We start from the raw sequence: 25,601 nt of genomic DNA on the forward strand, positions 1-25,601 counted from the left end.
ATTTAACTTGAGAGTTTTGTATAATAAATTATCTATTTCTATATCTTGTATTTCCTGCAGCACCTGGTGTAGTTCCAGTAGTACCACCAGGGTTTGGTGTAGTTCCAGTAGCTCCTGGACCAACATTTACACCACCATGATTATTGTTTAAACCGCCATTTCCATTGTTATTTAAAGTGCCATCCTGAGTTTGAGGATTTTGCTGTTTTGTAGTAGTTTTTTTCTTTCTCAAGAAGCCAGTATAACTGTATCTATCAGGTGCTGTTCCATCTATAAAAGCTGCTGACACACCGAAAGATGTCCTACCACCATCCATTGGATTTATAGTTGTCATATATATCTTATCTGGCTTGTTAAAATCTTTATATTCAAGATTTTCATGAACATCACTCATTATAGATCCCCAGAGTTTAGCAGATGACATTGCTGCACCACCCTCTATAGGTCTTCTTTCAACAGTTGTTCCATCTTCTTTCTTAATACCAGCATCATCACCAATATATACTGAGCCCACATAATAAGGAGTGTATCCTACAAACCAAGTGTCTAAGTAACTATTTGTAGAACCTGTCTTACCAGCTACTGGCATATTAGAAATTGCAGCATTTTTACCAATACCTTCAGTTACAACAGCCTTTAGCATATCAGTCATTACATAAGCAACTTCTGGATCGACCACTTTGTGAGTTTTAGGAGTATTCTTAACTATAATTTCACCGTTATATGAAGTTACGGTAGTGAAAACTTGTGGCTCAACATATATACCACCATTTGCTAAAGTACCAAATGCAGCCGCCATTTGTAATGGACTTACTCCTCTTGTAAGACCACCTAGTACTAATGAGTTGAAGTGTCTATCACTACTCTTCATACCTGCTTTATTTTCTTCTTTGAAATCTAATATAGTCGTAATACCAAAGTTTCTTAGGTAATCCATCATTACGTCGATTGAGTCATCATAAGTTGGTCCTAATAATTCTCCAGTCTTATAAGCTATAGTATTTGATGATGTGGCTACGGCTCTTCTTAGTGACATAGAACCTGAACCAGATGTTGTAGTATTAGGATTATCAGCTCTATTTTCCTTAAATCTGTATCCGCCTCTTACATCAGACATTAGAGTAGATTGAGTAACTTTCTGCGTATCGATTGCTGGTGTATATACTGATAAAGGTTTTATAGTAGAACCTGGCTGGAATGGTGTTATAGCTCTATTTAGAGTTTTTCTAGCCTTAATATTTCTACCACCAATTAATCCCTTAATATTACCAGTTTTATAATCTATTATTACTGATGCAGACTGTGGCTGACTTAAGCCGTTTGGAGTAACTGTATTATTAGGGAAGTTAGAAGCATCTGAATATTGTCTTTCAATAACTTTTTGTATCTTCGGATCTATAGTTGAATTTATTATTAATCCACCGTTATAATACATATTTCTAGCTTCTGATTCAGTCTTTCCTTGTTCCATTAAAGCATCGATAACATCATATTCTATTAAACTTTCCACTGAATTTGCTACTTCTTCCTTATCATCAGGGAACTGTATATCGATTCTTTCGTTAACAGCAGAAACATATTGCTTTTCTGTGATAACATTTAAATCCTTCATCTTCTTTAAAACAGTTTCCTGTCTTTTTTTAGCTTCAGGATTATTTATTGCTTTTCTGATAACCAAATCCCCAGCCTTTAGCTGTTTATATGTATCATTATCCACTAAATCCCATTCCTGTAATTTTTCATACATATCTTTTTCTGTGCCATTAGCTGCATCCAAGCCTTCACTAGGCATAAAGAATAATAATTTGTGATCTAGGTCTTTTCTAGATTCGTCACCAGTTATTCTAGCAGTTGAGTAAGGTGCATATTTAGATGGATTTCTAGTAACACCGGCTAACATTGCTGATTCTGCCAAAGTTAAATCTTTGGCACCTTTGTTGAAGTATCCTCTAGCACCTGCTTCAGCACCACATAGTCCCTTACCAACAAAATAGTTGTTTAAATAAGTTTCGAGTAATTTATCCTTGCTCACTGTTTTGTTCATTTCAAGGGCATAGTAAATATCTTTTATTTTTCTGCTGATAGTCTGATCACTACTTGTAAGTAACATTTTAGATACCTGCATAGGAATTGTACTACCACCTTGCTTGCTTCCTGCGAGTGTTTTAATAGTAGATCTTCCTAGTCCCCAATAGTCAACACCACTATGTGAGTAAAAACGTTCATCCTCTATTGATACTATAGCTTTCCTTAAGTAAGGAGAAATATCACTTAGAGGTATTGGAGTCTTTTTGTACAAAGTAGGTGCCATTGACATTGTTTCACCATTTGCGAATTTTATTGTGGTTGTTTGGTGAGTCATTTTATCAAGTAAGGTTTCGTTTACTGGTTTGACATCTTTAAGAGATGCAAATACTAAACCTAGTCCTGCTGCTGTTATAACAATAAAAAAAGCAATTATAAATGCTATAATCTTTCTTTTTTTCTTTGTTTTTCTCTTCTTTTTTAAGTTTTTTGAAGTATTAGTTCTTCTTTCATTTTTTGTATTGTTTTCAGATCTAGCTGATGCGCTTACAGATCTTGTTTTCGATGAGTTGTTTGTTGAAGATTTCCTCTGCGTTGAAGAGGATCTTCTTCTATTATCAGTACTAGAAGAGGCTTTAGCTCTTTCAGATGGAAGAATTATATCCTGTCCACTATAAGACTCAGATTTACGGTCGCTTGCCGATCTTCTACTGTTAGAAGAGTTTACGCTACGTCTTCTAATCTTATTTTTATCTTCAGGTTTTTCTTTTTTCATATTTATATAAACCTCCTTACTATCAATAATTATACTTGAAAAATGTGCATATTACAATAATTTTACTTGAATAATATCCTAAATAATAATATGATATATGTTGGAGTAAAAATTATATTAATTAAAGTGATATTTTAACTAGATAGAGTATATAAATAAAATAATAATGTTAAAAGGGAATGATTTTAAATATATTATTGTAAAAAAGTAAGTAATATATTGATAGAGGTAAAAAGTAAATATAAATAAATAAGGAGGAATAGATGTTAGTAGTAGATAAAGTGAGTCATGGTTTTGGTTCTAGAACTATATTAGAAGATGTATCTTTTAGAATCAGAAGAGGAGAGCATATTGCTCTTGTAGGACCAAATGGTGAGGGTAAATCAAGTTTTTTAAATATAATTACTATGAAATTAACTCCAGATGCTGGAGATATAAAGTGGTCAAACAGAGTAACAGTTGGTTATTTAGATCAGCACACAGTACTTGCAAAAGGTAATACTATTAGGGATATACTAAGAGGAGCTTTTTCTCATATGTTTGACCTTGAAAAAGAGATGCTTGAAATTTATGACAAAATGGCTGATGCAAGTGATGAAGAAATGGAAAAATATTTGGAGGATACAGCTGACATTCAAACCGTACTAGAACATAGTGGTTTTTATACAATTGATGCGAAGATTCAAGAAGTTGCGAATGGATTGGGTCTAGGTGAAATTGGTCTAGATAGAGATGTGGAAGATCTTTCTGGAGGTCAGAGAACAAAGGTATTACTTACAAAACTGCTTTTGGAAAATCCTACGATATTAGTACTTGATGAACCTACTAACTTCCTTGATGAAGAACATATAGTTTGGTTAACTAGATACTTACAAGAATATGACAATGCTTTTGTGCTTGTATCACATGATATACCATTTATAAACGATACTTGTAATGTTATATACCATCTAGAAAATGGAGAACTCAATAGATACAAGGGTAATTATGATGAATTTGAAAGACTGAATGAAATCAAAAAGAGACAAGAAGAACAGGCATATGAAAAACAGGTTGAAGAGAGAAAAAAATTAGAGGATTTTATAGCAAGAAATAAGGCTAGGGTAGCGACAAGGGGCATGGCAAACTCTAGACAAAAACAATTAGATAAGATGGAAATTTTAGAAAGGCCAAAGGAAAAAATAAAACCTACATTTGAATTCAGAAATGCTAGAACTTCAGGAAAAGTAGTTTTCGAAACAGCTAATTTAGTTCTTGGATATGATGAAGCTCTTACTAAGCCACTTAATTTTAGACTGGAGAGGGGAAATAAGATTGCTCTTAAAGGTATGAATGGTATAGGTAAGTCAACATTATTAAAAACTTTATTAGGAATAGTAAAACCATTTGGAGGTTCATTAAAGCTAGGAGATTATTTAGAAGTTGGATACTTTGAGCAGGAGAGTTCACATGAAAATACTAATACAGCTATGGAAGAAGTTTGGAATGAATATCCTGGGCTAGATAATATAGATGTTAGAAGAGCATTGGCAAAATGTGGTCTCACAAATGATCATATAACTAGTCAAATGAGAGTATTATCAGGTGGTGAAGCCGCTAAGGTGAGATTGTGTAAGATAATGCTAAAAGACATAAATTTTCTTGTATTAGACGAGCCTACTAATCACTTGGATGTAGAAGCAAAAGAAGAATTAAAAAAGGCAGTTAAAGAATTTAAGGGTACAGTATTATTAGTAAGTCATGAGCCTGAATTTTATAATGATGTAGTAAATGACGTATGGAATATTGAAGATTTTACCACAAAGATAGTATAAGTTAATATAGTATAATTAAATATAAATTAAAAGCTGTAATCACAAATGATTACAGCTTTTAATTTATTAATTTATATTTGTTTTTCTATATGCCAGTTGTCAAACCATGAGTCATCCATTTTTTCTAATAAATCTGCATACTTACTTTCATCTGCAAACTGAATTTCAGCATTCTTTTTATAAGTATTTACATTTGCTGTACTCTTTTTAACTGGTTGTATAGTACCTGTACCGGCTACACAACCTCCTGGGCATGCCATACCTTCTAACAAATAACCATTTCTTTTACCGGCTTTTGCTAGCATTAGCATATTTTTACATTCCTTTAAACCATCAGCACTATCGATTTTGACATCCATTTCTGGGTGATGTTTTTTTATTACATCTGCGACTGCTGCTGCAACTCCTCCAGATACTGCAAAACCTCTACCAGCACCAGTACCATAATTCATTTTATCAGATGGTTCAATTTCTTCTAAATTTATATTTTTGGCTTCAAACATACCCATTACTTCTTCATATGTTAAAACATAATCTACATGACTCTTTACAGATTTTCTAGTTGCTTCTGATTTTTTAGCAACACATGGTCCTATGAACACAACCTTTGTATCTGGGAATCTTTGTTTTATGAATCTCGCAGTAAATACCATAGGAGTCATTGCCATAGATATATTTTCTTTAAATTCAGGAAATTGTTTTTTAGCCATAACAGACCATGCAGGGCAACATGAAGTAGCCATAAAATCTAATTTTTCAGGAACTTTTGACATAAAGTCTTCAGCTTCTTCTATAGTGCAAAGATCAGCACCTATTGCAACTTCCACTACATCATAGAATCCTAATTCTAGTAGAGCAGCTCTTAATTTGGAAGGAGTGACTTTTGGTCCAAACTGGCCTACAAAAGCTGGTGCTATTTCAGCTATTACTTTACCACCAGACTTTATTTCATTTATTAGTTGGAATATTTGAGTCTTATCGGCAATTGCCCCAAAAGGACATGAAGACATACAAACACCACATGATACACATTTTTCATAATCTATAGAAGCTCTACCATACTTATCTGAACCTATAGCATCCATACCACATGCTTTGGCACAAGGTCTTTCAAGTTTTGCAATTGCTCCATATGGACAGACTGATTTACATCTGCCACATTTAATACATTTCTCTTGATCTATAAAAGATTTGCCATTTACCATTGAAACAGCATTTTTTGGACAGACTTCAATACAAGGACTAGCAAGACATCCTCTACATATATCTGTTGTAAAATACTTGTTGTCAGGACATGAATTACAGGCGAATTTAATTATGTTAACAAATGGTGGCTTGTAAATAGTGTTGGCCACAGTTTCCTCATCTATTCCTGTAGATAGAGCGGCATGTTCTGAAACTTTTCTAAGTGGTAGACCCATTGCAAGTCTAACACGTTCTCCTACAATTGCTCTTTCTAGAAAAATACTTTCTCTATGTGAAGCTATTTCACCAGGAATGATATTAAATGGAATTTGTTCTAAATCATTATAGTCTTCACCTTCATAAGCAAATTTTGCAACCTCAGTAAAAACATCTCGTCTTACTTTGTCAATAGTTGTAAAAATACCTTTTAAACTCATTGTTTACCTCCGAAAATTATTATTATGAACTTGAGGAATACCTCAATAGTTAAATATTACTCAATTAGCATATAAAGTATAACATATTGTAAGATTAAAATAAACAATAAAAATACTATTAGATAATATGCAAACGATTGACATAACTAATAATATTTGGTTCATTAAAGAAAAGATTAATATATTCGATTTAATATAAACTTTACAATTCATTAATTTTAGCTTAACAAAGACCGGCTATACTTATAAATGTACAAGGGAAAAGATCCCTAAATTAATATGGAAATAATAAAAATTTATTAAATAATTGGAGGATATCATGTTAAAGAAGAAAATAGGTTTAATTACATTAACAGTAGTTTTATCTGCATCTGCATTAGTTGGATGTGGTGGATCAAATGACAAAAAATCTGATACGGGAAAAGATTTAAAAGGTAATATCACTGCAGTTGGATCATCTGCTCTACAACCCTTGGTTGAAGCAGCATCATCAGGATTTACTGAAAAAAATCCTAACGTTAAAGTAAATGTGCAAGGTGGAGGTTCTGGACAAGGTCTTAGCCAGATATCATCTGGTACAGTTCAAATAGGTAACTCTGATGTATTTGCGGAAGAAAAGAAAGTAAAAACTGATAATTTAGAAGACAATAAAGTAGCAGTAGTAGGTATGGGGCCGGTTGTCAACAAAGAAGTTAAAGTTGATAATATAACTAGCCAACAGTTAGCAGATATATTTACTGGAAAGATTAAAAATTGGAAAGAAGTTGGTGGAGCAGATCAAGAAATTGTTGTAATAAACAGGGCACAAGGTTCTGGTACAAGAGCTACTTTTGAAAAGTTTGCATTAAATGGACAGCAGTCTGTTAAAGCACAGGAACAAGACAATTCAGGATCAGTACAGAAAATAGTGGGACAAACCCCTGGTTCTATATCATATCTTGCATTTTCATACTTTAAAGGAGATATTAAACCGTTGAAGGTTGATGGTGTTGAACCAAAAGCTGAAAATATAGCTGATAACAAATGGAAGATATGGTCATATGAACATATGTACACTCAGAAAAAAGCTGATGAAGCTACAAAAGCATTTATAGAATATATGAAGAGTGATGATGTACAGAATAAATTAGTATCTAAATTAGGTTATATATCAATAAACCAGATGAAAATAGAAAGAGATGCCAATGGAAAGGTGTCTGAGGTTAAATAATGAAAAGTAAAGCAAGATTGGAAAAGCGTGGTAAGTTTCTTACCATGCTTTGCACGTTAATAATGTTAGCAACAGTTGTTGGCATAATAGCCATGGTTGCAGCAAAGGGACTATCAGTTTTCTTTGTAGATAAGGTATCTATAGTAGATTTCTTATTTAAATCAGAGTGGAGTCCGTCGAGTGTAGATTCTAGCGGAAAACACTTGGTAGGGGCTCTACCCATGATAATAGGTTCTTTTTCAGTAACGCTATTATCTACACTATTAGCTACACCATTTGCGCTAGGTGCAGCAATATATATGAATGAAATTTCAGGAAATAGAGGTAAAAAGATTCTTCAGCCAATAATAGAGCTTCTAGTAGGTATACCATCTGTCGTTTACGGTATGATTGGTTTATCTACTATTGTGCCTTTTATTAGATCTTTTGCAGGAGGTAGTGGTTTTGGTATTTTAGCTGGTACTTTGGTATTAACTATTATGGTTCTGCCTACAATCACTTCATTGAGTGTAAACGCAATTTCAGGTGTTGAACAATCGCAAAGAGAGGCAGCACTTGCTCTAGGAACTACTAGATGGCAGACAACTTATAAGGTTGTGCTAAAAACCGCTTTACCAGGTATTATGACAGCGATTGTTTTAGGTATGGCAAGAGCATTTGGTGAGGCATTAGCAGTACAAATGGTAATAGGTAATACGACTGTAATACCTAAATCACTTACTACACCAGCTAGTACACTAACAAGTATATTGACTATGAGCATGGGTAATAGTATACCAGGACAGCTTGAAAATAATATATTATGGGCATTAGCTTTGGTACTTATGTTGATGTCATTATTATTTATTATGATTATACATTTTATTGGAAATAGAAAAAAAGTTTAGAGGAGAGGTTAGAATATGACACCAAAACAAGCAGATAAATTGGCAACTGGAGTAATATATGCTATAGTTGCAATAATTTGTGCAGTATTAATATTTATCTTGGCCAAGGTATTGGTAGAAGGGCTTCCAAATATTACATTACATTTCTTAACAGCTCCATCTGAATCATTTACAGCGGGTGGAGGTATAGGAGCTCAGCTATTTAATTCATTTTACTTGCTGGTAATCACATTGATAATTAGTGTTCCACTTTCTATGGGAGCTGCTATTTATTTGTCTGAGTATGCACCAGCAAATAAATTGACAGATGCAGTTAGAACAGCTATAGAAGTTCTTAGTTCTTTGCCATCAATCGTGGTTGGTCTATTTGGATTTTTATTGTTTGTAATTAAATTGGGATGGAATTTTTCTATCCTATCTGGAGCATTGGCATTAACAATATTCTCTTTACCTACCCTTGTTAGAGTAATTGAACAGGCTTTAGAAAAAATACCAGATGATCAAAGAGAAGGAGCATTAGCCCTTGGACTTACAAGATGGGAGTGTACCAAAAATATACTTATGCCATCGGCTTTACCAAGTATTGTGACTGGCATAGTACTTGCGGCAGGAAGAATATTTGGCGAAGCAGCTGCATTAATTTATACATCAGGACTTAGCGCACCAGCACTTGATTTTACTTCTACTGATTTTGCATCAATTTCAAATCCATGGAATTTGATGAGACCGGCAGAGACTTTAGCAGTACATATATGGAAAGTTAACAGTGAGGGGATAATACCAGATGTATCAGTAGTGTCAAGTGGATCGGCAGCAGTACTTATATTAGGAATTTTAGTATTTAACTTGTTAGCTAGATTATTAGGTAATGTTTTATACAAAAAGATGGTAGGATATTCAGATAAATAGGACAAGGAAGGAATAGAAATAAATGAGTACAATAATAGAAGCCAAAAATCTAGATATATACTACGGAGATTTTAAGGCAATAAAAAATGCTAATTTAGCATTTGATAAAAATACGGTAACAGCACTTATAGGGCCGTCCGGATGTGGTAAATCTACATTTTTAAGATCATTAAATCTGATGAATAGAGAAGTAAGTGGATGCAGATTGGATGGAGAAATCATCTATAGTGGAAAAGATATTCTAGGTGATGATGTAGATATTTATGAAACTAGAAAAAATATAGGTATGGTTTTTCAAAGGCCAAATCCATTTAACATGACAATATATGATAATATTACATATGCATTAAAATGCCATGGAATAAAAGATAAAAATTTATTAGATGAAGCAGTTGAAACAGCTTTAAAACAAGCTGCTTTATGGGAAGATGTAAAAGATAATCTCAAAAAGAGCGCACTATCTTTATCAGGTGGTCAGCAACAAAGACTTTGTATAGCTAGGACATTAGCCATGAAGCCAGATATTATATTACTTGATGAGCCTACAAGTGCACTTGATCCAATCTCAACATCAAAAATTGAAGAAATGATATTGAGTTTAAAGGAGCAATATACTATTATTATAGTAACACATAATATGCAACAGGCTGCCAGAATAGCTGATAAAACGGCATTTTTCCATTTAGGAGAAATAATAGAATATGATAATACAGATGTAATATTCTCAAATCCTAAGGAAAGAAAAACTGAAGACTATATTACTGGTAGATTCGGTTAAGATTAGAAAAGAGGTATTTTATGGAGCAATTTGTAAAAAAAGGCAGAACAATTTTAAATGCTGAATTAGTAGGTATGAACCATGAAGTAATAAAGATTAGCCAGAGAGTGAGTCTTGCCATACTAAAAGTAAAGTCAGCTTTAATCAATCAAGATATTGATGTAGCACTGGAAGTTGTAAATGAAGATGAAGAAATAAATAATCTATGCATAGAGTTGGAAAAACATGCTTATAGAGTAATAGCGTTGCAACAGCCTATATCAGCAGACTTGAGGCAAATAATAGCAATAATAAGGTTGATACCAGACTTAGAAAGAATTGGCGATCATGCTAAATCAATAGCTAAAGTTATTCCAGAAACCAATGGATTAGATGTAGAGGAATCTTTAGAACAAATGGCTGAAGGTTTAGGTCTATTAAAAGAAAGGTTGGATAGGGCTACTGAAGCATTCGTAGATAGAGATGATTCGTCTGCGAGAGAAATAGCTGCAGGAGATAAAGATATTGATGCTGTTAGTAGACAAATTTTAAGGGAAGTAATAAGAGAAATGAAGCAGGATGTAGACCACATAAAAAAAGTTTCAAAGCTACTATTATTGGCAAAGAGCGTAGAGAGAATGGGAGATTACATAGTAAATATATGTGAGAGCACAGTATTCTTATCTACCGGAGATATAGTAGAATTGTTGTAGTTAACACTATTATTTAATAAAGGATTGATAAAATAACCATGTAGAGGATTACTGCATGGTTATTTTATTGAAAATATTCACTATTTCAATAAATGCTAATCATAGATATTGTCTATAAATTCGTATCAGTAAATAGAACAATAGAATCCTCAAAGTATTGTGGTTACTTATTTTAAATGTTATAATGTTGAAAAATTGGTAAGCGTTTTCAATTATAAAATTAAAAAATGGGGGATTAAAATGGTAAAAAAATTAAAATTTTCAAAGAAAGTAGCAGCAGTATTTTTGAGTATAAATATGTTTGTTTCTATGTCATCATATTCTATTAATGCATTAGAAGGCTCAATAAATACATATAAAAAACAGTCATACGACAATAAGAAGGTATTTGATACCAAAGAAATGAAAATACTATGTTCTAATAAAAAAGTTAATGATGAACTTACTTTTGTTTTTAAAAGTAAAGGTAATGAAGAATATGGGCTTGAAAATCCTAAAGATCAATTTGAAGTAAAGACAGTAAATGGTTTGCTACCATCTTTTAAATTATTGGATAATGGGTATGATGAAAGTTATGTTTATGAAGTAAGTTTAAAAGAAAATAATAAGTATACAATGAAGCCCATTAACATATTTTCTTTTTTAAATGGACAATTTCCAATTCAAGCAGATGGGAATCAACTTGAATTAGCAGAATTTACCGTTGAGAAAAAGCAAACAGAAGATTCCCAAGGAGAAAATGATCAAGAAGTATCACCACCAATAGCGGAAACGAAGGCTTACAAAGCTAGAAGATATCTTTCAGTAAAAGAAGGGAATAGTGATATATCTGATGAAGCTAAACTAAGATTTGAACTCATAGACGAAAATAGTAATGTGATAGATTCTAAGGATTTTGCCAGTGGAGATGAAGTAGGTTTTTCGTTTATAGAAAATAAAAAATATACAATAAAATTAGTAGAGAATCCTTTATATGAAATGGAAGAATTAAAGCTAACTTTTAAGAAAACAGGCCAATATAATGATGAGTTTCCTGAATTAGTATTAGAGGATGGAGGAATAGTTAGAGAAATTAAAGTAAAGAGAAAAACAGGTGGAGCTAATATTAAAATAGCTTCTATTAATGTTGTGGATGAAAAAGGGAAAAGTATCAAAAATGGGATCGAATTTGAAGTTTATAATATGAATGATAAGGATGACATTAAAACTTATAAAGTAGTTGATGGTAAACTATCAGGAATTTTATTAAAAAAGGGTATAAGATATAAAATCGGGCCTAAAAATTTAGAAAAATATACTATGTCAGAAAGTAATGATTTAGTAGAAATACTTAATTATAAAAATATTTATGAGAATGGTGAGGATAAGCCTGCTGTCGAAACAGATTTAGAAGGGATAGAAAGAAAAGGTAATATTCAAAAATTAATATTAGTAGAAAATGGAAATTTAATAGGAGAAAAACCTAAAGAAGACAATTATATAGACATAAATTTAGGCGTAAAAGATATAAGAAAAAATGATTTGCTTTTAAAAGATAAAATAGAATTTGAAATTATTGGTGCAGGAGAAAAAAAACTAGTTTCAAGCACAGAAGGAAGACTTAAAAACAAACTACATAAAAATCAAGTATATTATATTAGATTAATTCCAAGTGTTTATCATAATTATAAAATGAAAACTATAAAAATTAAAATTGATAGCAATGGAAAAGTAATTAATTTACATGATGGAAAAGAACTTTCAAATATAAGTTTATTCCAAGGAACATATATTATGAGATTATATGTATTAGACGAAGGTTTTGTAGTAAAACCAGGATACAAATTTGATATTATAGGTGATGATAATTCTATACAGACCGTTGAAAATACATTAGGTTGGTTGACATTTAGAGCAAAGAGAGATGTTAAGTATATAGTAAAAATTCACGAAAATAATACTTATAATTTAAAAGAAATACATTTTAAAATAAGAAAATATAAAGACTCATATTATGCTCTATTGGAAAATGAAAAAGAAGGAAAAGATATATTATTAACTGATATTTCATTATATAGAAAACCTGGTATTCCTAATCCTAATAAAGGAATGGAAAGAATATTTGATCCCAATGCAGTTTACGAAGATGAAGAAGGTAGTGGATGTGGATGTGGTCCTTGTAAACTTTCAAATGAAAAAATAAAGACTCCAGAAATAAATGTTTTTCTAAATAAAGACAATAAAATGTTAGCAGTAAATAGAAGCATTAAATTCAAATTATTTAATTCTACTAGGCAAAAATACGAAGGTGAATATACTGCGAAAAATGGTAAATTGCAAGAAATGGATGTAACAAAAGGAGAGATATATATATTATATAGTGTTGATCCAGAACTATATATGTATAATATCTATTTTGAAATCAAAATAGATGGGAAAAAACCATATAATTTTAAGACAAAAGAATCAGTTAGCAGTATAATTTTAGAAGAAAGAAGGAAAAATAATCCTGTAGATAATAGAGTTGCAGTAGAATTTCCTATTAAAATCGATGGAAAAATATTAAAAGAATCATTGGATTTTGAGTTTATTAGTGCTTTTGATAAAGTAAAAGCAACAAGCAAAGAAGGTAAGATTAATGTAAGATTAAATGAAGATGAAACATATTTAATAAAAGTTAAAAATAAAGACTATGACATATTCAAATTTCCTTTAGTTATAAAAGATAAGTCAGAATATGGTTTACATAAGTATGCATATAATCATTCAACATGTGAGCAGGTTCAAGAGTTAAATTTAGTTAAAAAAGGCATGGTAGAAGAATTAAAGTCAATAGTGTGCCCATCAGGAAAGACTGAAATAAAAGGATTTAAGTTTAATAATCTCAATTTATTGGTTGAAACTTTAAATAAATCTGATTTTGAAGAGTTAAAAAATAAAGATGTTGATATTTTTCAAATGAATTTGATGAATCCTTTTAGATGTGAAGTATCTAAATTGGCAATAGGTGATTATAATATCACAAGAAACTTGCAAAATGAAAAAGAAATAAAGGATGTATATCATATAAAAGATGAGGGACATGTAGAAAAGTTAAAGTTCAAAAGACAAGGAAATAAAGTTGTTATTAGTACGAACAGTATATCAGTATATCCAATAGTAGTAGAATATAAAAAAGAAACTGAAAAAAAAGAAAAGATATTAAGAATTGCGGGAAAAGATAGAATAGACACATCAGTAGCAGTTTCTAATAGATATTATTCAAAAGCAGAAAACATAATAATTGTAAGACAAGACACATACTCAGATGCTCTTGCGGCATCTTCTTTAGCAAAAAATATGAATGCACCTATTATTTTATCAGATAGTAAGAATTTAGATTCGAGATTGATAAATGAAATAAAAAGGTTACAAGCTAAAAAGATAATCATAATTGGTGGACTGGAATCAATAGGAAAAAATGCTGAAGACCAATTAAGAAAATATTCAAACAATGGCATAGAAAGAATTTCAGGTAAGGATAGGTATGAAACTTCAGTAAAGATAGCCCAAAGATTACTTAATTTAAATGGGAAATTTAATGGAGCAGTAATATCTTCCGGAGAAAATTGGGCAGATGCTCTATCTTCCGGAGCACTTGCAGCTAAAGAAGATATACCGGTATTACTTGTAAGAAAAAATAATATTGATACGGGAGTCAAAAATTTTATTAAAAACAACAAAATAAAAAATGTTTATATTATAGGGGGATTTAAATCTGTTTCAAAAAATATAGAAAGCTATTTGCCGAAAAATATCATTAGAATATCAGGTAAAGATAGATATGAAACATCTTTAAAATTGGCACAGTTAAAATTTGCTAATTCAGACAATATATACTTAGCTTCGGGTGAGGTTTTTGCAGATGCTTTATCTATTGGTCCAATAGCAGGTGGAAGAGAAAATTCTCCTATATTACTAACAGGTAGTAAAAGTATAAATGAGGATATTTCTACATTTATTAAAGAAAAAGATAAAAATATTATAATAATTGGTGGAGTTCAAGCTATTGATAAAAATGTGGAAGATAAAGTTAAAAAATAATAAAATATTTATAAAATATCATTATTGATTTTAGTAAAAACTTTAAAAAATATGAAAATAATAAAATATTTATAAAATATTGATAGAATTGGATATTGCAAAGGTTCAATATTTATTATATAATCAATTAAGTTAAAATATATAGACAGTGATAAAGAGGAGTAGACAAATCTAGTTTTCAGAGAGAAAATCAACGGTGGAAGATTTTTAATGATGTTTTGTTGAAGGTAGCTTTTGAGTTTGTCAGATGAAAAAGCATTTGATAGTTTGACACGGGTGACTTCGTTAAAGGTTTTGAGAGTTGTTTATCTATTTAGATAAGCAAAATTAAGGTGGTAACGCGAGCTTTTCGTCCTTTTGGATGAGAAGCTCTTTTTTATTTAAGAAATTATATGATAAGTAGGAGGAAGAAAAATGGAAAATAACTTGCCAAAAAATTATGATCCAAAGGAATTCGAAGACAGAATTTACAAAGAATGGATGGAAAAAGGGTGTTTTAAATCAAATGTAGATAAAAATAAGGAATCTTTTACAATAGTCATGCCTCCTCCAAATATTACAGGACAATTACATATGGGACATGCCCTAGACGATACATTACAAGACATTCTAACTAGATGGAAGAGAATGGATGGATATGAAGCATTATGGATACCAGGAACAGACCATGCATCAATAGCTACAGAAGTAAAAGTTGTAGATAGAATCAAAAAAGAAACTGGAAAAACTAAGTACGAAGTAGGAAGAGAAGAATTTTTAAGACGTGCTTGGGAATGGAAAGAAGAATTTGGAGGAAAGATAGTAAATCAAGTTAAAAAGCTTGGAGCTTCATGTGACTGGGATAAGGAAAGATTTACTATGGATGAAGGCTGTAATAAAGCGGTTACTAAATTTTTTGTGAAATTATACGAAGAAGGACACATATACAGAGGAAACAGAATAATCAACTGGTGTCCAGATTGTAAAACTACATTGTCAGATGCAGAAGTTGAACATGAAGATCAAGAAGGCAATTTCTGGCATATAAAGTATTTAATTAAAGATAGTGACGAATATTTGGAAATAGCTACAACTAGACCAGAAACAATGCTTGGAGATTCTGGTATTGCAGTACATCCAGAAGATGAAAGATATAGCCATTTAGTAGGAAAGTATGCAATACTACCATTAGTAGGTAGAGAGCTATTAATTGTTGCTGATGATTATGTTGATAAAGATTTTGGAACTGGTGCAGTTAAAATGACGCCAGCCCATGATCCTAATGACTTTGAAGTAGGAAAAAGACATAATCTTGAAGAAATAAATGTTATGAATGATGATGGCAGCATGAATGAGCTTGCTGGTAAATATCAAGGTTTGGATAGATACGAATGTAGGAAAGCTCTAGTTGAAGATTTAGATAATCAAGGTTACCTAATAGCTGTTAAAAAGCATGACCATGCAGTGGGAACTTGCTATAGATGTGGCACAACAATAGAACCAAGGCTTTCGTTACAATGGTTTGTAAAGATGGATGACTTAGCTAAACCAGCTATAGAAATATTAAAGAATGACGAACTGGGATTTGTTCCTGATAAATTTGACAAGACATACTTACAGTGGCTAGAAAATATTAGAGACTGGTGTATTTCTAGACAGTTATGGTGGGGACATCAAATACCAGCTTATTACTGTCAAGATTGTGGAGAAGTAATAGTATCTGAAGAAAAACCTCAGACTTGTCCAAAGTGCGGTTCTGAAAATATTAAGCAAGATGAGGATGTATTAGATACATGGTTCTCTTCTGGACTATGGCCATTTGAAACATTGGGTTGGCCTGAGAAAAATGAAGAATTAGATTATTATTTCCCAACAAGTGTTTTAGTAACTGGTTATGATATTATTTTCTTCTGGGTAGTAAGAATGGCCTTTTCATCTCTATTCTGTACAGGGCAAAAACCATTCTCTAAAGTTCTAGTTCATGGCCTAGTAAGAGATGCAGAGGGGAGAAAAATGTCTAAGTCCCTTGGAAATGGTATAGACCCACTTGAGATAATTGACCAATATGGAGCAGATGCTCTGAGATTTACACTTACTACAGGAAATTCTCCGGGTAATGACATGAGATTTTATATGGAGAGAGTAGAATTCGCACGTAACTTTAACAATAAATTATGGAATGCATCTAGATTTGTATTTATGAATTTAGAAGATAAATCTTTACTTAGAGACTTAACTAGAGAAGCAGTTGAAAAAGATTTAACTTTAGCTGATAAATGGATTATATCTAGATCTAATAGAATGGTAAAAGAAGTTTCTCAGAATATGGACAACTTTGAATTAGGTATAGCACTTCAGAAAGCCTATGATTTTGCTTGGTCTGAATATTGTGACTGGTATATAGAGCTTGTAAAACCTAGACTATATGCTGATGATAAAGATGCAAAAAGAGCAGGTCTGTATACTCTAACTTATGTATTAGAAAAAATACTAAAGATGTTACATCCATTTATTCCATTTATAACAGAAGAAATTTACTCCTATTTACCAACAGTAGAAGGTATGATTATAAGAGCTCAATATCCACATTATTGTGAAGAAGATAATATGGAATCTGAAGAAGAAAAAATGAATCTAATAATGGATGGAATTAGAAATGTTAGAAATGTAAGAACTGAAATGGATGTTCCACCATCAAAGAAGGCAAAAATTATCATAGTACCTAATCATGAAAAGAAAGAAGCTATGGAAGATGGTAAAGAATATTTCAAGGCTCTAGCATCTGCTTCTGAGGTTGAAATTCTTGAATCGAAAGAAAACATACCAGAAGATGCTGTATCAGTAGTAATTGATGGGGTTGAACTATTCATACCACTTGATGAGTTGGTTGATTTTGAGAAGGAAAAAGAACGATTAAATAAGGAAAAGAAAAAGGCTATATCTGAAATAAAAAGAGTAGAAGGCAAATTAAATAACCAAGGATTCATGTCAAAGGCTCCTCAAAAACTTATAGAGGAAGAAAGAGCTAAAAAAGAAAAATTCGAGGAAATGCTAAAGACTATAGAAGAAAGACTAGAAAAACTTAATTAGTTTTGGGTATTTAAATTATGAAATATGAAGAAGCACTAAGTTATATACATAATATTAGCAAATTAGGTATGGTATTTGGATTAGACTCTGTAAAAGAATTATTAAGAAGATTAGGAAATCCACAGGACAATATGAAATATGTTCACATTGCAGGTACCAATGGTAAGGGATCTACAGCGAGCTTTATAGCAAATGCTCTTATTGAATCTGGGTATAATGTTGGTCTATATACATCTCCTTACTTAGAGAGATTTAATGAAAGAATTAGGCTAAATAATGAAGAGATAGAAGACCAAATATTAGCAGACTGTGTAGAGGTTCTAAAGAAACATACCGATCAAATGTTAGCAGAAGGATTAAAACATCCAACTGAGTTTGACTTTGTCACAGCTTTAGCCTTTTACTATTATTCAATGAAAAAAACAGAAATTGTAGTATTGGAAGTAGGATTGGGCGGAAGATCAGATTCTACAAATGTAATAAAAGAATCTTTATTAAGCGTTATTGCTTCTATATCTTTAGACCATATAAATATATTAGGCAATACTATTGAAGAAATTGCCTATGAGAAAGCTGGAATTATAAAAGAAAATTCAGCAGTGATGGTATATGGGCAAGAAGAATCGGTAATTGAAGTAATCAAAAAGGAGGCTGATTTGAAATCATCTAATATGATGGTTTCAAATCCTAGTCTTATTGAACTTAAAAAATCTAATTTAAATAATCAAATTTTTGATTGTACGTTATATGATGAAAGAAATTTAGATAATGTCAAAATTAGATTGATAGGCAAGCACCAAGTAAAGAATGCACTATTATCTTTAAATGCACTAGAATATTTAAAAAATGGAGCAGGACTAGATAGATTAAATGATGAGTCCATTTATAAGGCCTTTTTAAATACTAAATGGCCGGGAAGGTTTGAGATGATTAGCGATAATCCATATTTTGTAATAGATGGTGCTCATAATAAAGATAGTGCAAGATGTTTATCTGAAGAAGTAGGTAGGCTAGTAGATCCATCTTGGGAAAAGATATTAGTACTTGGACTATTAAAAGATAAGGATGTAGATTCTGTAGTAAAGCTAATGGTTCCAAAGTTTGATTACGTAATTCTTACAAAGCCAGAAAATCCTAGAGCTATGGAAGTTGAGGAATTAGCATATAGAGTAGGAATGTATACTGAAAATATAATATGTATAGAAGATGTTGAAGACGCTTGTAAGTATGCTATAGAATTAGCTAATTCAAAGTCAAATCTATATGTAGCTAATAATACAAAAAAGGTTAAGTCAAATCGAATTAAAAGTACATCGAAAGATAAGAAAAAAAATAAAATAGTATTTGTAGCTGGTTCACTTTATTTAGTTGGAAAAGTTAGAACAGTGGTAAATAAAACATTAAATTAATATATAAAAAACTCTCAAATAATTTTGAGAGTTTTTTATATTTACTGACGTTTGGTTGCATCTGCAACATATTTTTATATATAAAAAATATATAATAAATTCATAAGTTAAAACAAAAAAATAAAAGTGGTAAAAATACTTTAATTATATGTAAATACGAAATAAAAAATTGAAATATTATATTTCGTGGTAGCAATATAATAAGTAAGTATATTTTAAAAAAGGAGTTATTAAAATGAAGGATTTAAACATGTTTTGTTATCAATGTCAGGAAACAGCTGGATGTTCAGGCTGTACAGTTAAGGGGGTTTGCGGAAAAACACCAGAAGTTGCAAGAATGCAAGATTTATTGGTATATGTTACTAAAGGGCTATCAGAAGTGACTACAAAATTAAGAGCTGAAGGCAAGATAATAAGCAAAGAAGTTAACCATCTAATAACCCTAAACTTGTTTACAACAATTACAAATGCTAACTTTGATTTTGATGTATTTGTAGATAGAGTAAATAAAACTTTAGATGTTAAGAAAGAAATGATAGAACAGTTAAACAGCAAAGAAAATCTTGGTGAAGCTGCTATGTGGGACGAAAGAGAATTAAGCGTAATGGAAGAAAAAGCCAAGAAAGTTGGTGTATTAGCTACTGAAGATGAAGATGTAAGATCTCTAAGAGAGCTTACAATTTATGGATTAAAGGGTTTATCAGCTTATTCAAAGCATGCCAATATGTTATACCATGATAGTGAAGAAGTAGATGCATTTTTACAGGAAGCTCTTTACAAGACTACTCAAGATTTAAGTGTTGACGAATTAATAGAATTAGTTCTTGCTACAGGTGGTGCAGGCGTTAAGGGAATGGCATTACTAGATGGAGCAAATACAGATACATTTGGTAACCCAGAAATAACAGAGGTAAATATAGGAGTTAGAAATAATCCTGCTATATTAATATCAGGACATGATCTTTCAGATCTTAAGGCTCTATTAGAACAGACTAAAGGAACAGGAGTAGATGTTTATACGCATTCAGAAATGTTACCAGCAAATTACTATCCAGAATTCAAAAAGTATGATAATTTAGTAGGTAACTATGGAAATGCTTGGTGGAAGCAGAAAGAAGAATTCGAAAGTTTTAATGGACCAATATTGATGACAACTAACTGTATAGTTCCTCCAAAGGATTCATATAAGGATAGATTATATACAACTGGTTCAGCAGGATATCCAGGTTGTAAGCACTTCCCAGGAGAAGCAGGATCAACTAAAGATTTTTCAGCTATAATTGAACATGCTAAGAAATGTCCTCCTCCTACTCAAATAGAAGATGGAACTTTAGTTGGTGGATTTGCTCACAATCAGGTAATATCTCTTGCTGATCAGATAGTAGAAGCAGTAAATACTGGAGCTATCAAGAAGTTTGTAGTAATGGCTGGTTGTGATGGTAGACATAAATCAAGAGATTACTATGCTGATTTTGCTAAGGCTTTACCACAGGATGCAGTTATTATGACAGCAGGATGTGCTAAATATAGATACAACAAGTTAGGTTTAGGCGATATCAATGGTATACCTAGAGTATTAGATGCAGGTCAGTGTAATGATTCATACTCATTAGCAGTAATTGCTATGAAATTACAGGAGGTATTTGGCTTAGAAGATATAAATGAATTACCTATAGTATTCAATATTGCTTGGTATGAACAAAAAGCTGTTATAGTATTATTATCATTACTATACTTGGGTGTAAAGAATATTCATCTTGGTCCAACTCTACCAGCATTTTTATCACCAAATGTAGTTGATGTATTAGTCAAGAACTTTGGAATAGCAGGTATAGGTACTGTTGAAGATGATATAGAACTTTTCTTCAACAACTAATAACTTTTAAATATATAAAAATTTCTAAATAACATAAATTTGATAATAAAATAACTAATAATTATTTATAAAAATTATAAACTAAAGTCTTTTTTAAAAAAAATAGACTTTAGTTTATTTTTTTATCTAAAATAAATTAAAATTAATTATTTTGAATTTTTAAAAATTTACTCTATCAAATTTTTGTTAAAAATTGTATAATATATGTATAGAAAAAAGGGTAAAGAGGAGATAATTATGGAACACAACACCAATACAAATGAGAAAATCTATGGAAGAATATTACAACAGGAGAAGTTTATAGATGGTATTATATTGAAGTCTGAGGAAGAAATGATGGATATCGATCTTAGAAAAAATATAAATGAAAGGTTTCCTAAGATAGAACTAAAAAATCAGAGAGAATTTGAAGATAGAATAAAAAGTGAAGAAGGTTTTTTGGATAAAATTTTGGAAAACGTTGAGATGAGACTACTATTTGCAATAAAATGTGTAATTGAAATTGATGAATCTCAGATAGTAAATTTGAAGAGTGTATTTTATGAAGAGGGAAAAGATATACCTGCTCATTATGAAAACCAGCCTATAAAGAGTGTTTATGATTCAATAAGAAATTCTTTATTAGATGGTGGAAAAAGTGAGGAAATAAACCAGATAATAAATGAAGAATATGATGAGATCATATGGAAAAGAGAAATACCTACTACTAAATATTATTGGGATAAGATGGGAGTAGATTTTCAAAAATACTATTTGGGTCTAAGAGAAACATTTATAAAGGGTTTGCTTGAAAAGACTGATGTTAAATTTACAAAGCTTGATGATACTGTATGCGTATTGACTAGAAATTAGTTAATTTGATTAAAAAATATCGAGTATTATTATAGAAAAATAAAAAAAGGATTATGCGCAGACTTACAAATTTTTAGATTTTTAGACATAAATTTTGGTCGTAATCGCAATAATCCTTCTTTTTTATTTTTTACTTTTGTAAAATACTTAAAATTTCTTCATATTTATCTGATAATTCATTTGTCCATGAATTACAAATAGATTTTGCTATTTCTTCATTGTCAACATTTAAATTAATTGACATCATATCATTTTTACCTTTGATTGCTAATAAAGTTACTATACAAGTAGTATCACTTTGAACAATATAATTAGCCTGTTTTTTTAAATGTTCAGAATATAATTCTTCTTCATTTTCTATTAAGTAAGCATCAATTTTTTTCTTGAATATATCAGGTATTCTATTTTGAAAATATATTAATACCTCCATGCCACTTCTAGTTATTGCGTATAGGTCTGTATTATACTTATTATAAGTGGTTATAAAGTTAGCTTCTATAATTTTAGGCACTAGAGTTTGGAGTGTAAAATAATCCATAACTTCTGTTTCCAATATTATTTGTGTAAGCTGTGTTGAGTTAATATCTTTCTTTATATTATTTAAAGTATATAATACTAGTAGTTTTTCTAAAATTAAATCATCTGTAGAATTTTCAAACATATTAAAATCTCCTTTTTATATAATTATAACATATTAAGATACAAAAAGGAGATTTTCTGAATTAGTATTGGTTATCAATTCATTCATGTAAAATAATATATAATATTTATTACAAAATGTTCACAATTTTGTATATATAAACACAAAAGATATAAAAATGGTATAATAATAATTGGCATAATATGTAGGGGGTAGATGTAATGAATATTTTTATTAATAAATTTAAAAAAATATCAATTGTGACCATATCGTTATTAATATGTATTGGCCCTATGTCGCAAGCCGAAAGTAGGTATAGTGATCATTATTCTGATTCTGCAATAATATCAGATTATAAAACCAATAGAATAATTTACGAAAAAAATGCAGATAAAAAAACAGCAATGGCGAGTTTATCTAAATTAATGACTCTATTAATTACTTTTGACTCTATAAAGGAACATAATGTTAGCAAAGAAGATATAGTTAAGATTGAAGCTGGAGATTACAATAGAGAAGGTACTAATATGAAGCTTGTACCGGGTGAAGATGTAAAATTAGGACATATGATGGATGCTTTGATGATAATATCTGCTAATGATGCGGCTTTGGCAATTTCTAGGCATGTAGGAGGAGATTATGGACATTTTGTAAATCTTATGAATCAGAAAGCCAAGGAAATCGGTATGAAAGATACAGTTTTTTATAATCCTAATGGTCTTCCTATGAAAATGAACATAAATAATAAGAGTTTAGTGGTGGAAAATCATACCACAGCAAGAGATGTTCTTGAATTATGTAAATTTATATATAAAAATTACCCTGATGAACTGACTGAAATAACAAATAAAACAGATTTTGTAGATAAAGCAAAATCTATAAATGAAGAAAATACTAATCCATTATTGCCTTTGATTCCACAGGTAGATGGATTAAAAACTGGATTTACTACCGCAGCAGGATATTGTCTTACTTACTCAATGCCTATTAGAAAAGATTCAAATAATGATGTAAATAATAGAATAATTGGTGTGAGTATGGGAGCTCCAAGTAAGGAAGCAAGAAAAATGGCTTCATACGAAGCTTTGAACTATATAAATAAACATTACTATTCGAAATCATATAAAAAGGCTAACCAATCCGTTGTCAAAACAAAGATAAATGGAATGGGTAATTTTGAAACAAATTTAGTATCAAAAAAAGATATAATATTTGTTAAAAAGAATGGAGAAGACATAAAACAGGAAATAACTTATTATAGAGTTAAATTATCTGAAAGCCCACAATCACCTTTAGCAAAATTAGTACTAAAAGATGGGCGTGGAAATATAATTGCTAGCTCAGATTTATATTCAGAAATACAAGCACAGAGTTTAGGCATATTTGCTAAATTAGAACTGCTGATTTCTTCTTGGTTTGTAGATGATGATAGAAAGGCAGAAAATCAATATTTACTTGATTTTCCAGTATATGAAGTATTCTAGATGAAAGATAGGTTTATAAACTAATATAAGGGATAGAAAATAAGTGAATACAAATAATAAAATAAAGTATAATAAAAAATGGTCATTCTAAGTGAATGACCATTTTTTGCATTCTATTGAAGTTTAATAAATTCCCTATATAGATTATAGTCAACTTGATCTAGTGAGACTACCAACTCAATACCATTTTCTATATATTCATATTTATCAACTACATATTTTTCCTTTATCTTACTAAATAAATCGCCTCTTTGAAATGGAAGTAATAAATTAACTGTATAAAGATTTTTGCATAGATTTTTTTCTATAAGTTTCATTAATTTATCTGTATTTATATGTTTTTTTGCAGACATATATATAATGTCATCTTGATTTTTTGGATATATATCAAGATCTAATTTATCTATTTTATTGTATACTGTTATAGTATCTTTTTCGTCAACACCCAGATCTTTTAGTACAGATAGAGTAGTTTCTTGTTGTATATCTGAACTAGAGTTAGTAGAATCGACAACATGAAGTATTAAATCTGCATATTTAACTTCTTCAAGTGTAGATTTGAAAGCATCAATTAAATCATGTGGTAACTTGCTCACAAAACCTACAGTATCAACCAGTAAAAATTCTCTTTTGTTAGGAAGCAGTGCCTTTCTAAGGGTTACATCCAGGGTTGCAAATAACATATCTTTAACAAACACATTCTTTTCAAGCTCGTAGTCTGGATGAGATTGAATTAATTCATTTAAAAGAGTAGATTTACCTGCATTAGTATACCCTACTAGAGCAACAATGGGTACGCTATTTTTACTTCTTTGGGTTCTTTGGACCTCTCTATTTTTAGAGATTTCTCTCAATTCTTTTCTAATATTTGCAGCTCTATTTAAGATATGTCTTTTGTCTTTTTCTAACTTTTGTTCACCAGGGCCTCTAGTACCAATACCAGCACCAGTTCTAGACATTTGTTCACCCATACCATATAATCTTGGAAGGCGGTATTTCAATTGAGCAAGTTCAACCTGCAATTTACCTTCTTTACTTTTTGCTCTTTGGGCGAATATATCCAATATAAGCATAGTTCTATCGACTATTTTCTTGCCTATAATATCTTCTATATTTCTTAATTGGGCGCCAGATAATTCATCATTAAAAATAATAATATTTGCATCTAGAGAATCAGCGTAAACTTTTATTTCTTCTATTTTTCCACTTCCTAGATAAGTTGCTGTATCTATGTTGTTTTTATTTTGTATAATTGAACCTACAACATCAGCGCCTGCAGCTTTTGCAAGTTCTTTTAATTCTTCCATAGAATCCTCTATATCAATATCTGAGGATTTTTTTATTGTGCTCGTTAGATTCAATCCAACGCACAATGCTTTTTCTTCAATATTTGTGTTAGTATCATTTAGTATTGTTTTCTTTGAACTCATAGTTAGCAAAGTCCTTTCAATTTTATATATATATTATATCATATTAGTAAAGAATATGTTTTTATTG

16 protein-coding genes and 1 other annotated feature are annotated in these 25,601 nt (G+C 30.7%); of the genes, 12 read left to right on the forward strand and 4 right to left on the reverse strand.

Features of this window, described 5'->3' with window-relative positions; genetic code table 11:
- Positions 1-28: 28 nt before the first annotated feature.
- Positions 29-2,800 carry a transglycosylase domain-containing protein gene (locus O0R46_RS01785; RefSeq protein WP_269311899.1) on the reverse strand — a complete coding sequence of 924 codons (2,772 nt, stop codon included), beginning with the start codon at positions 2,798-2,800 and terminating at the stop codon, positions 29-31.
- Between the two features lie 263 nt (positions 2,801-3,063).
- Between O0R46_RS01785 and O0R46_RS01790 the strand changes: the two genes are divergently transcribed.
- Positions 3,064-4,614, forward strand: coding sequence for an ABC-F family ATP-binding cassette domain-containing protein (locus O0R46_RS01790; RefSeq protein WP_269311900.1), 1,551 nt, complete (start codon positions 3,064-3,066; stop codon positions 4,612-4,614).
- Between the two features lie 71 nt (positions 4,615-4,685).
- On the opposite strand, the gene O0R46_RS01795 is transcribed toward O0R46_RS01790, so the two are convergent.
- Positions 4,686-6,236 (reverse strand): 4Fe-4S dicluster domain-containing protein, encoded by a 1,551-nt coding sequence (locus O0R46_RS01795; protein ID WP_269311901.1) that lies wholly within the window; start codon positions 6,234-6,236, stop codon positions 4,686-4,688.
- 319 nt (positions 6,237-6,555) lie between these two features.
- Here O0R46_RS01795 and O0R46_RS01800 point away from each other — a divergent pair, with 319 nt between their 5' ends.
- From O0R46_RS01800 to O0R46_RS01845, 10 genes are all read left to right on the forward strand, one after another.
- Positions 6,556-7,446, forward strand: coding sequence for a phosphate ABC transporter substrate-binding protein PstS family protein (locus tag O0R46_RS01800; RefSeq protein WP_269311902.1), 891 nt, complete (start codon positions 6,556-6,558; stop codon positions 7,444-7,446).
- On the forward strand, positions 7,446-8,333 hold the full coding sequence (gene pstC / locus O0R46_RS01805) for a phosphate ABC transporter permease subunit PstC (protein WP_269311903.1): 888 nt from the start codon (positions 7,446-7,448) through the stop codon (positions 8,331-8,333). Before O0R46_RS01800 ends, pstC begins: the two co-directional genes overlap by 1 nt.
- Positions 8,334-8,348: 15 nt before the next feature.
- Positions 8,349-9,242: a phosphate ABC transporter permease PstA gene (pstA, locus tag O0R46_RS01810; protein WP_269311904.1), complete on the forward strand. Its 894-nt coding sequence runs from the start codon at positions 8,349-8,351 to the stop codon at positions 9,240-9,242.
- A 22-nt stretch (positions 9,243-9,264) separates the two neighbouring features.
- On the forward strand, positions 9,265-10,020 hold the full coding sequence (pstB, locus tag O0R46_RS01815) for a phosphate ABC transporter ATP-binding protein PstB (RefSeq protein WP_269311905.1): 756 nt from the start codon (positions 9,265-9,267) through the stop codon (positions 10,018-10,020).
- A 20-nt stretch (positions 10,021-10,040) separates the two neighbouring features.
- On the forward strand, positions 10,041-10,712 hold the full coding sequence (gene phoU, locus O0R46_RS01820) for a phosphate signaling complex protein PhoU (RefSeq protein ID WP_269311906.1): 672 nt from the start codon (positions 10,041-10,043) through the stop codon (positions 10,710-10,712).
- Positions 10,713-10,952: 240 nt separating this feature from the next.
- Positions 10,953-14,774: a cell wall-binding repeat-containing protein gene (locus tag O0R46_RS01825; RefSeq protein ID WP_269311907.1), complete on the forward strand. Its 3,822-nt coding sequence runs from the start codon at positions 10,953-10,955 to the stop codon at positions 14,772-14,774.
- A 139-nt stretch (positions 14,775-14,913) separates the two neighbouring features.
- Positions 14,914-15,134: a binding site (T-box leader), on the forward strand.
- Positions 15,135-15,188: 54 nt separating this feature from the next.
- Positions 15,189-17,843, forward strand: a complete 2,655-nt coding sequence (locus O0R46_RS01830) for a valine--tRNA ligase (protein ID WP_269311908.1) — start codon at positions 15,189-15,191, stop codon at positions 17,841-17,843.
- Positions 17,844-17,860: 17 nt separating this feature from the next.
- Positions 17,861-19,252: a bifunctional folylpolyglutamate synthase/dihydrofolate synthase gene (locus O0R46_RS01835; RefSeq protein WP_269311909.1), complete on the forward strand. Its 1,392-nt coding sequence runs from the start codon at positions 17,861-17,863 to the stop codon at positions 19,250-19,252.
- Between the two features lie 235 nt (positions 19,253-19,487).
- Positions 19,488-21,128 (forward strand): hydroxylamine reductase, encoded by a 1,641-nt coding sequence (gene hcp / locus O0R46_RS01840; RefSeq protein ID WP_269311910.1) that lies wholly within the window; start codon positions 19,488-19,490, stop codon positions 21,126-21,128.
- Positions 21,129-21,365: 237 nt separating this feature from the next.
- Positions 21,366-21,980: a hypothetical protein gene (locus O0R46_RS01845; protein ID WP_269311911.1), complete on the forward strand. Its 615-nt coding sequence runs from the start codon at positions 21,366-21,368 to the stop codon at positions 21,978-21,980.
- 130 nt (positions 21,981-22,110) lie between these two features.
- Here the strand turns inward: O0R46_RS01845 and O0R46_RS01850 are convergent, their stop codons facing one another.
- A complete protein-coding gene (locus O0R46_RS01850; RefSeq protein ID WP_269311912.1) occupies positions 22,111-22,641 on the reverse strand; it encodes a DUF4364 family protein in 531 nt (176 codons plus the stop codon).
- Between the two features lie 200 nt (positions 22,642-22,841).
- Here O0R46_RS01850 and O0R46_RS01855 point away from each other — a divergent pair, with 200 nt between their 5' ends.
- Positions 22,842-24,104, forward strand: a complete 1,263-nt coding sequence (locus tag O0R46_RS01855; protein WP_269311913.1) for a D-alanyl-D-alanine carboxypeptidase family protein — start codon at positions 22,842-22,844, stop codon at positions 24,102-24,104.
- 113 nt (positions 24,105-24,217) lie between these two features.
- Here O0R46_RS01855 and hflX read toward each other — a convergent pair whose 3' ends face one another.
- The gene (gene hflX, locus O0R46_RS01860) at positions 24,218-25,534 is read right to left on the reverse strand and encodes a GTPase HflX (protein ID WP_269311914.1); all 1,317 of its coding nucleotides are present in this window, start codon (positions 25,532-25,534) and stop codon (positions 24,218-24,220) included.
- Positions 25,535-25,601: the final 67 nt, after the last annotated feature.

The organism is Peptostreptococcus equinus (genome assembly GCF_027125355.1).
Lineage (GTDB): Bacteria > Bacillota > Clostridia > Peptostreptococcales > Peptostreptococcaceae > Peptostreptococcus > Peptostreptococcus equinus.

Coding starts and splice junctions, on each gene's coding strand:
- O0R46_RS01785 (WP_269311899.1), bottom strand. CDS start 2,800: ATGAAAAAAGAAAAACCTGAAGATAAAAATAAGATTAGAAGACGTAGC.
- O0R46_RS01790 (WP_269311900.1), top strand. CDS start 3,064: ATGTTAGTAGTAGATAAAGTGAGTCATGGTTTTGGTTCTAGAACTATA.
- O0R46_RS01795 (WP_269311901.1), bottom strand. CDS start 6,236: ATGAGTTTAAAAGGTATTTTTACAACTATTGACAAAGTAAGACGAGAT.
- O0R46_RS01800 (WP_269311902.1), top strand. CDS start 6,556: ATGTTAAAGAAGAAAATAGGTTTAATTACATTAACAGTAGTTTTATCT.
- pstC (WP_269311903.1), top strand. CDS start 7,446: ATGAAAAGTAAAGCAAGATTGGAAAAGCGTGGTAAGTTTCTTACCATG.
- pstA (WP_269311904.1), top strand. CDS start 8,349: ATGACACCAAAACAAGCAGATAAATTGGCAACTGGAGTAATATATGCT.
- pstB (WP_269311905.1), top strand. CDS start 9,265: ATGAGTACAATAATAGAAGCCAAAAATCTAGATATATACTACGGAGAT.
- phoU (WP_269311906.1), top strand. CDS start 10,041: ATGGAGCAATTTGTAAAAAAAGGCAGAACAATTTTAAATGCTGAATTA.
- O0R46_RS01825 (WP_269311907.1), top strand. CDS start 10,953: ATGGTAAAAAAATTAAAATTTTCAAAGAAAGTAGCAGCAGTATTTTTG.
- O0R46_RS01830 (WP_269311908.1), top strand. CDS start 15,189: ATGGAAAATAACTTGCCAAAAAATTATGATCCAAAGGAATTCGAAGAC.
- O0R46_RS01835 (WP_269311909.1), top strand. CDS start 17,861: ATGAAATATGAAGAAGCACTAAGTTATATACATAATATTAGCAAATTA.
- hcp (WP_269311910.1), top strand. CDS start 19,488: ATGAAGGATTTAAACATGTTTTGTTATCAATGTCAGGAAACAGCTGGA.
- O0R46_RS01845 (WP_269311911.1), top strand. CDS start 21,366: ATGGAACACAACACCAATACAAATGAGAAAATCTATGGAAGAATATTA.
- O0R46_RS01850 (WP_269311912.1), bottom strand. CDS start 22,641: ATGTTTGAAAATTCTACAGATGATTTAATTTTAGAAAAACTACTAGTA.
- O0R46_RS01855 (WP_269311913.1), top strand. CDS start 22,842: ATGAATATTTTTATTAATAAATTTAAAAAAATATCAATTGTGACCATA.
- hflX (WP_269311914.1), bottom strand. CDS start 25,534: ATGAGTTCAAAGAAAACAATACTAAATGATACTAACACAAATATTGAA.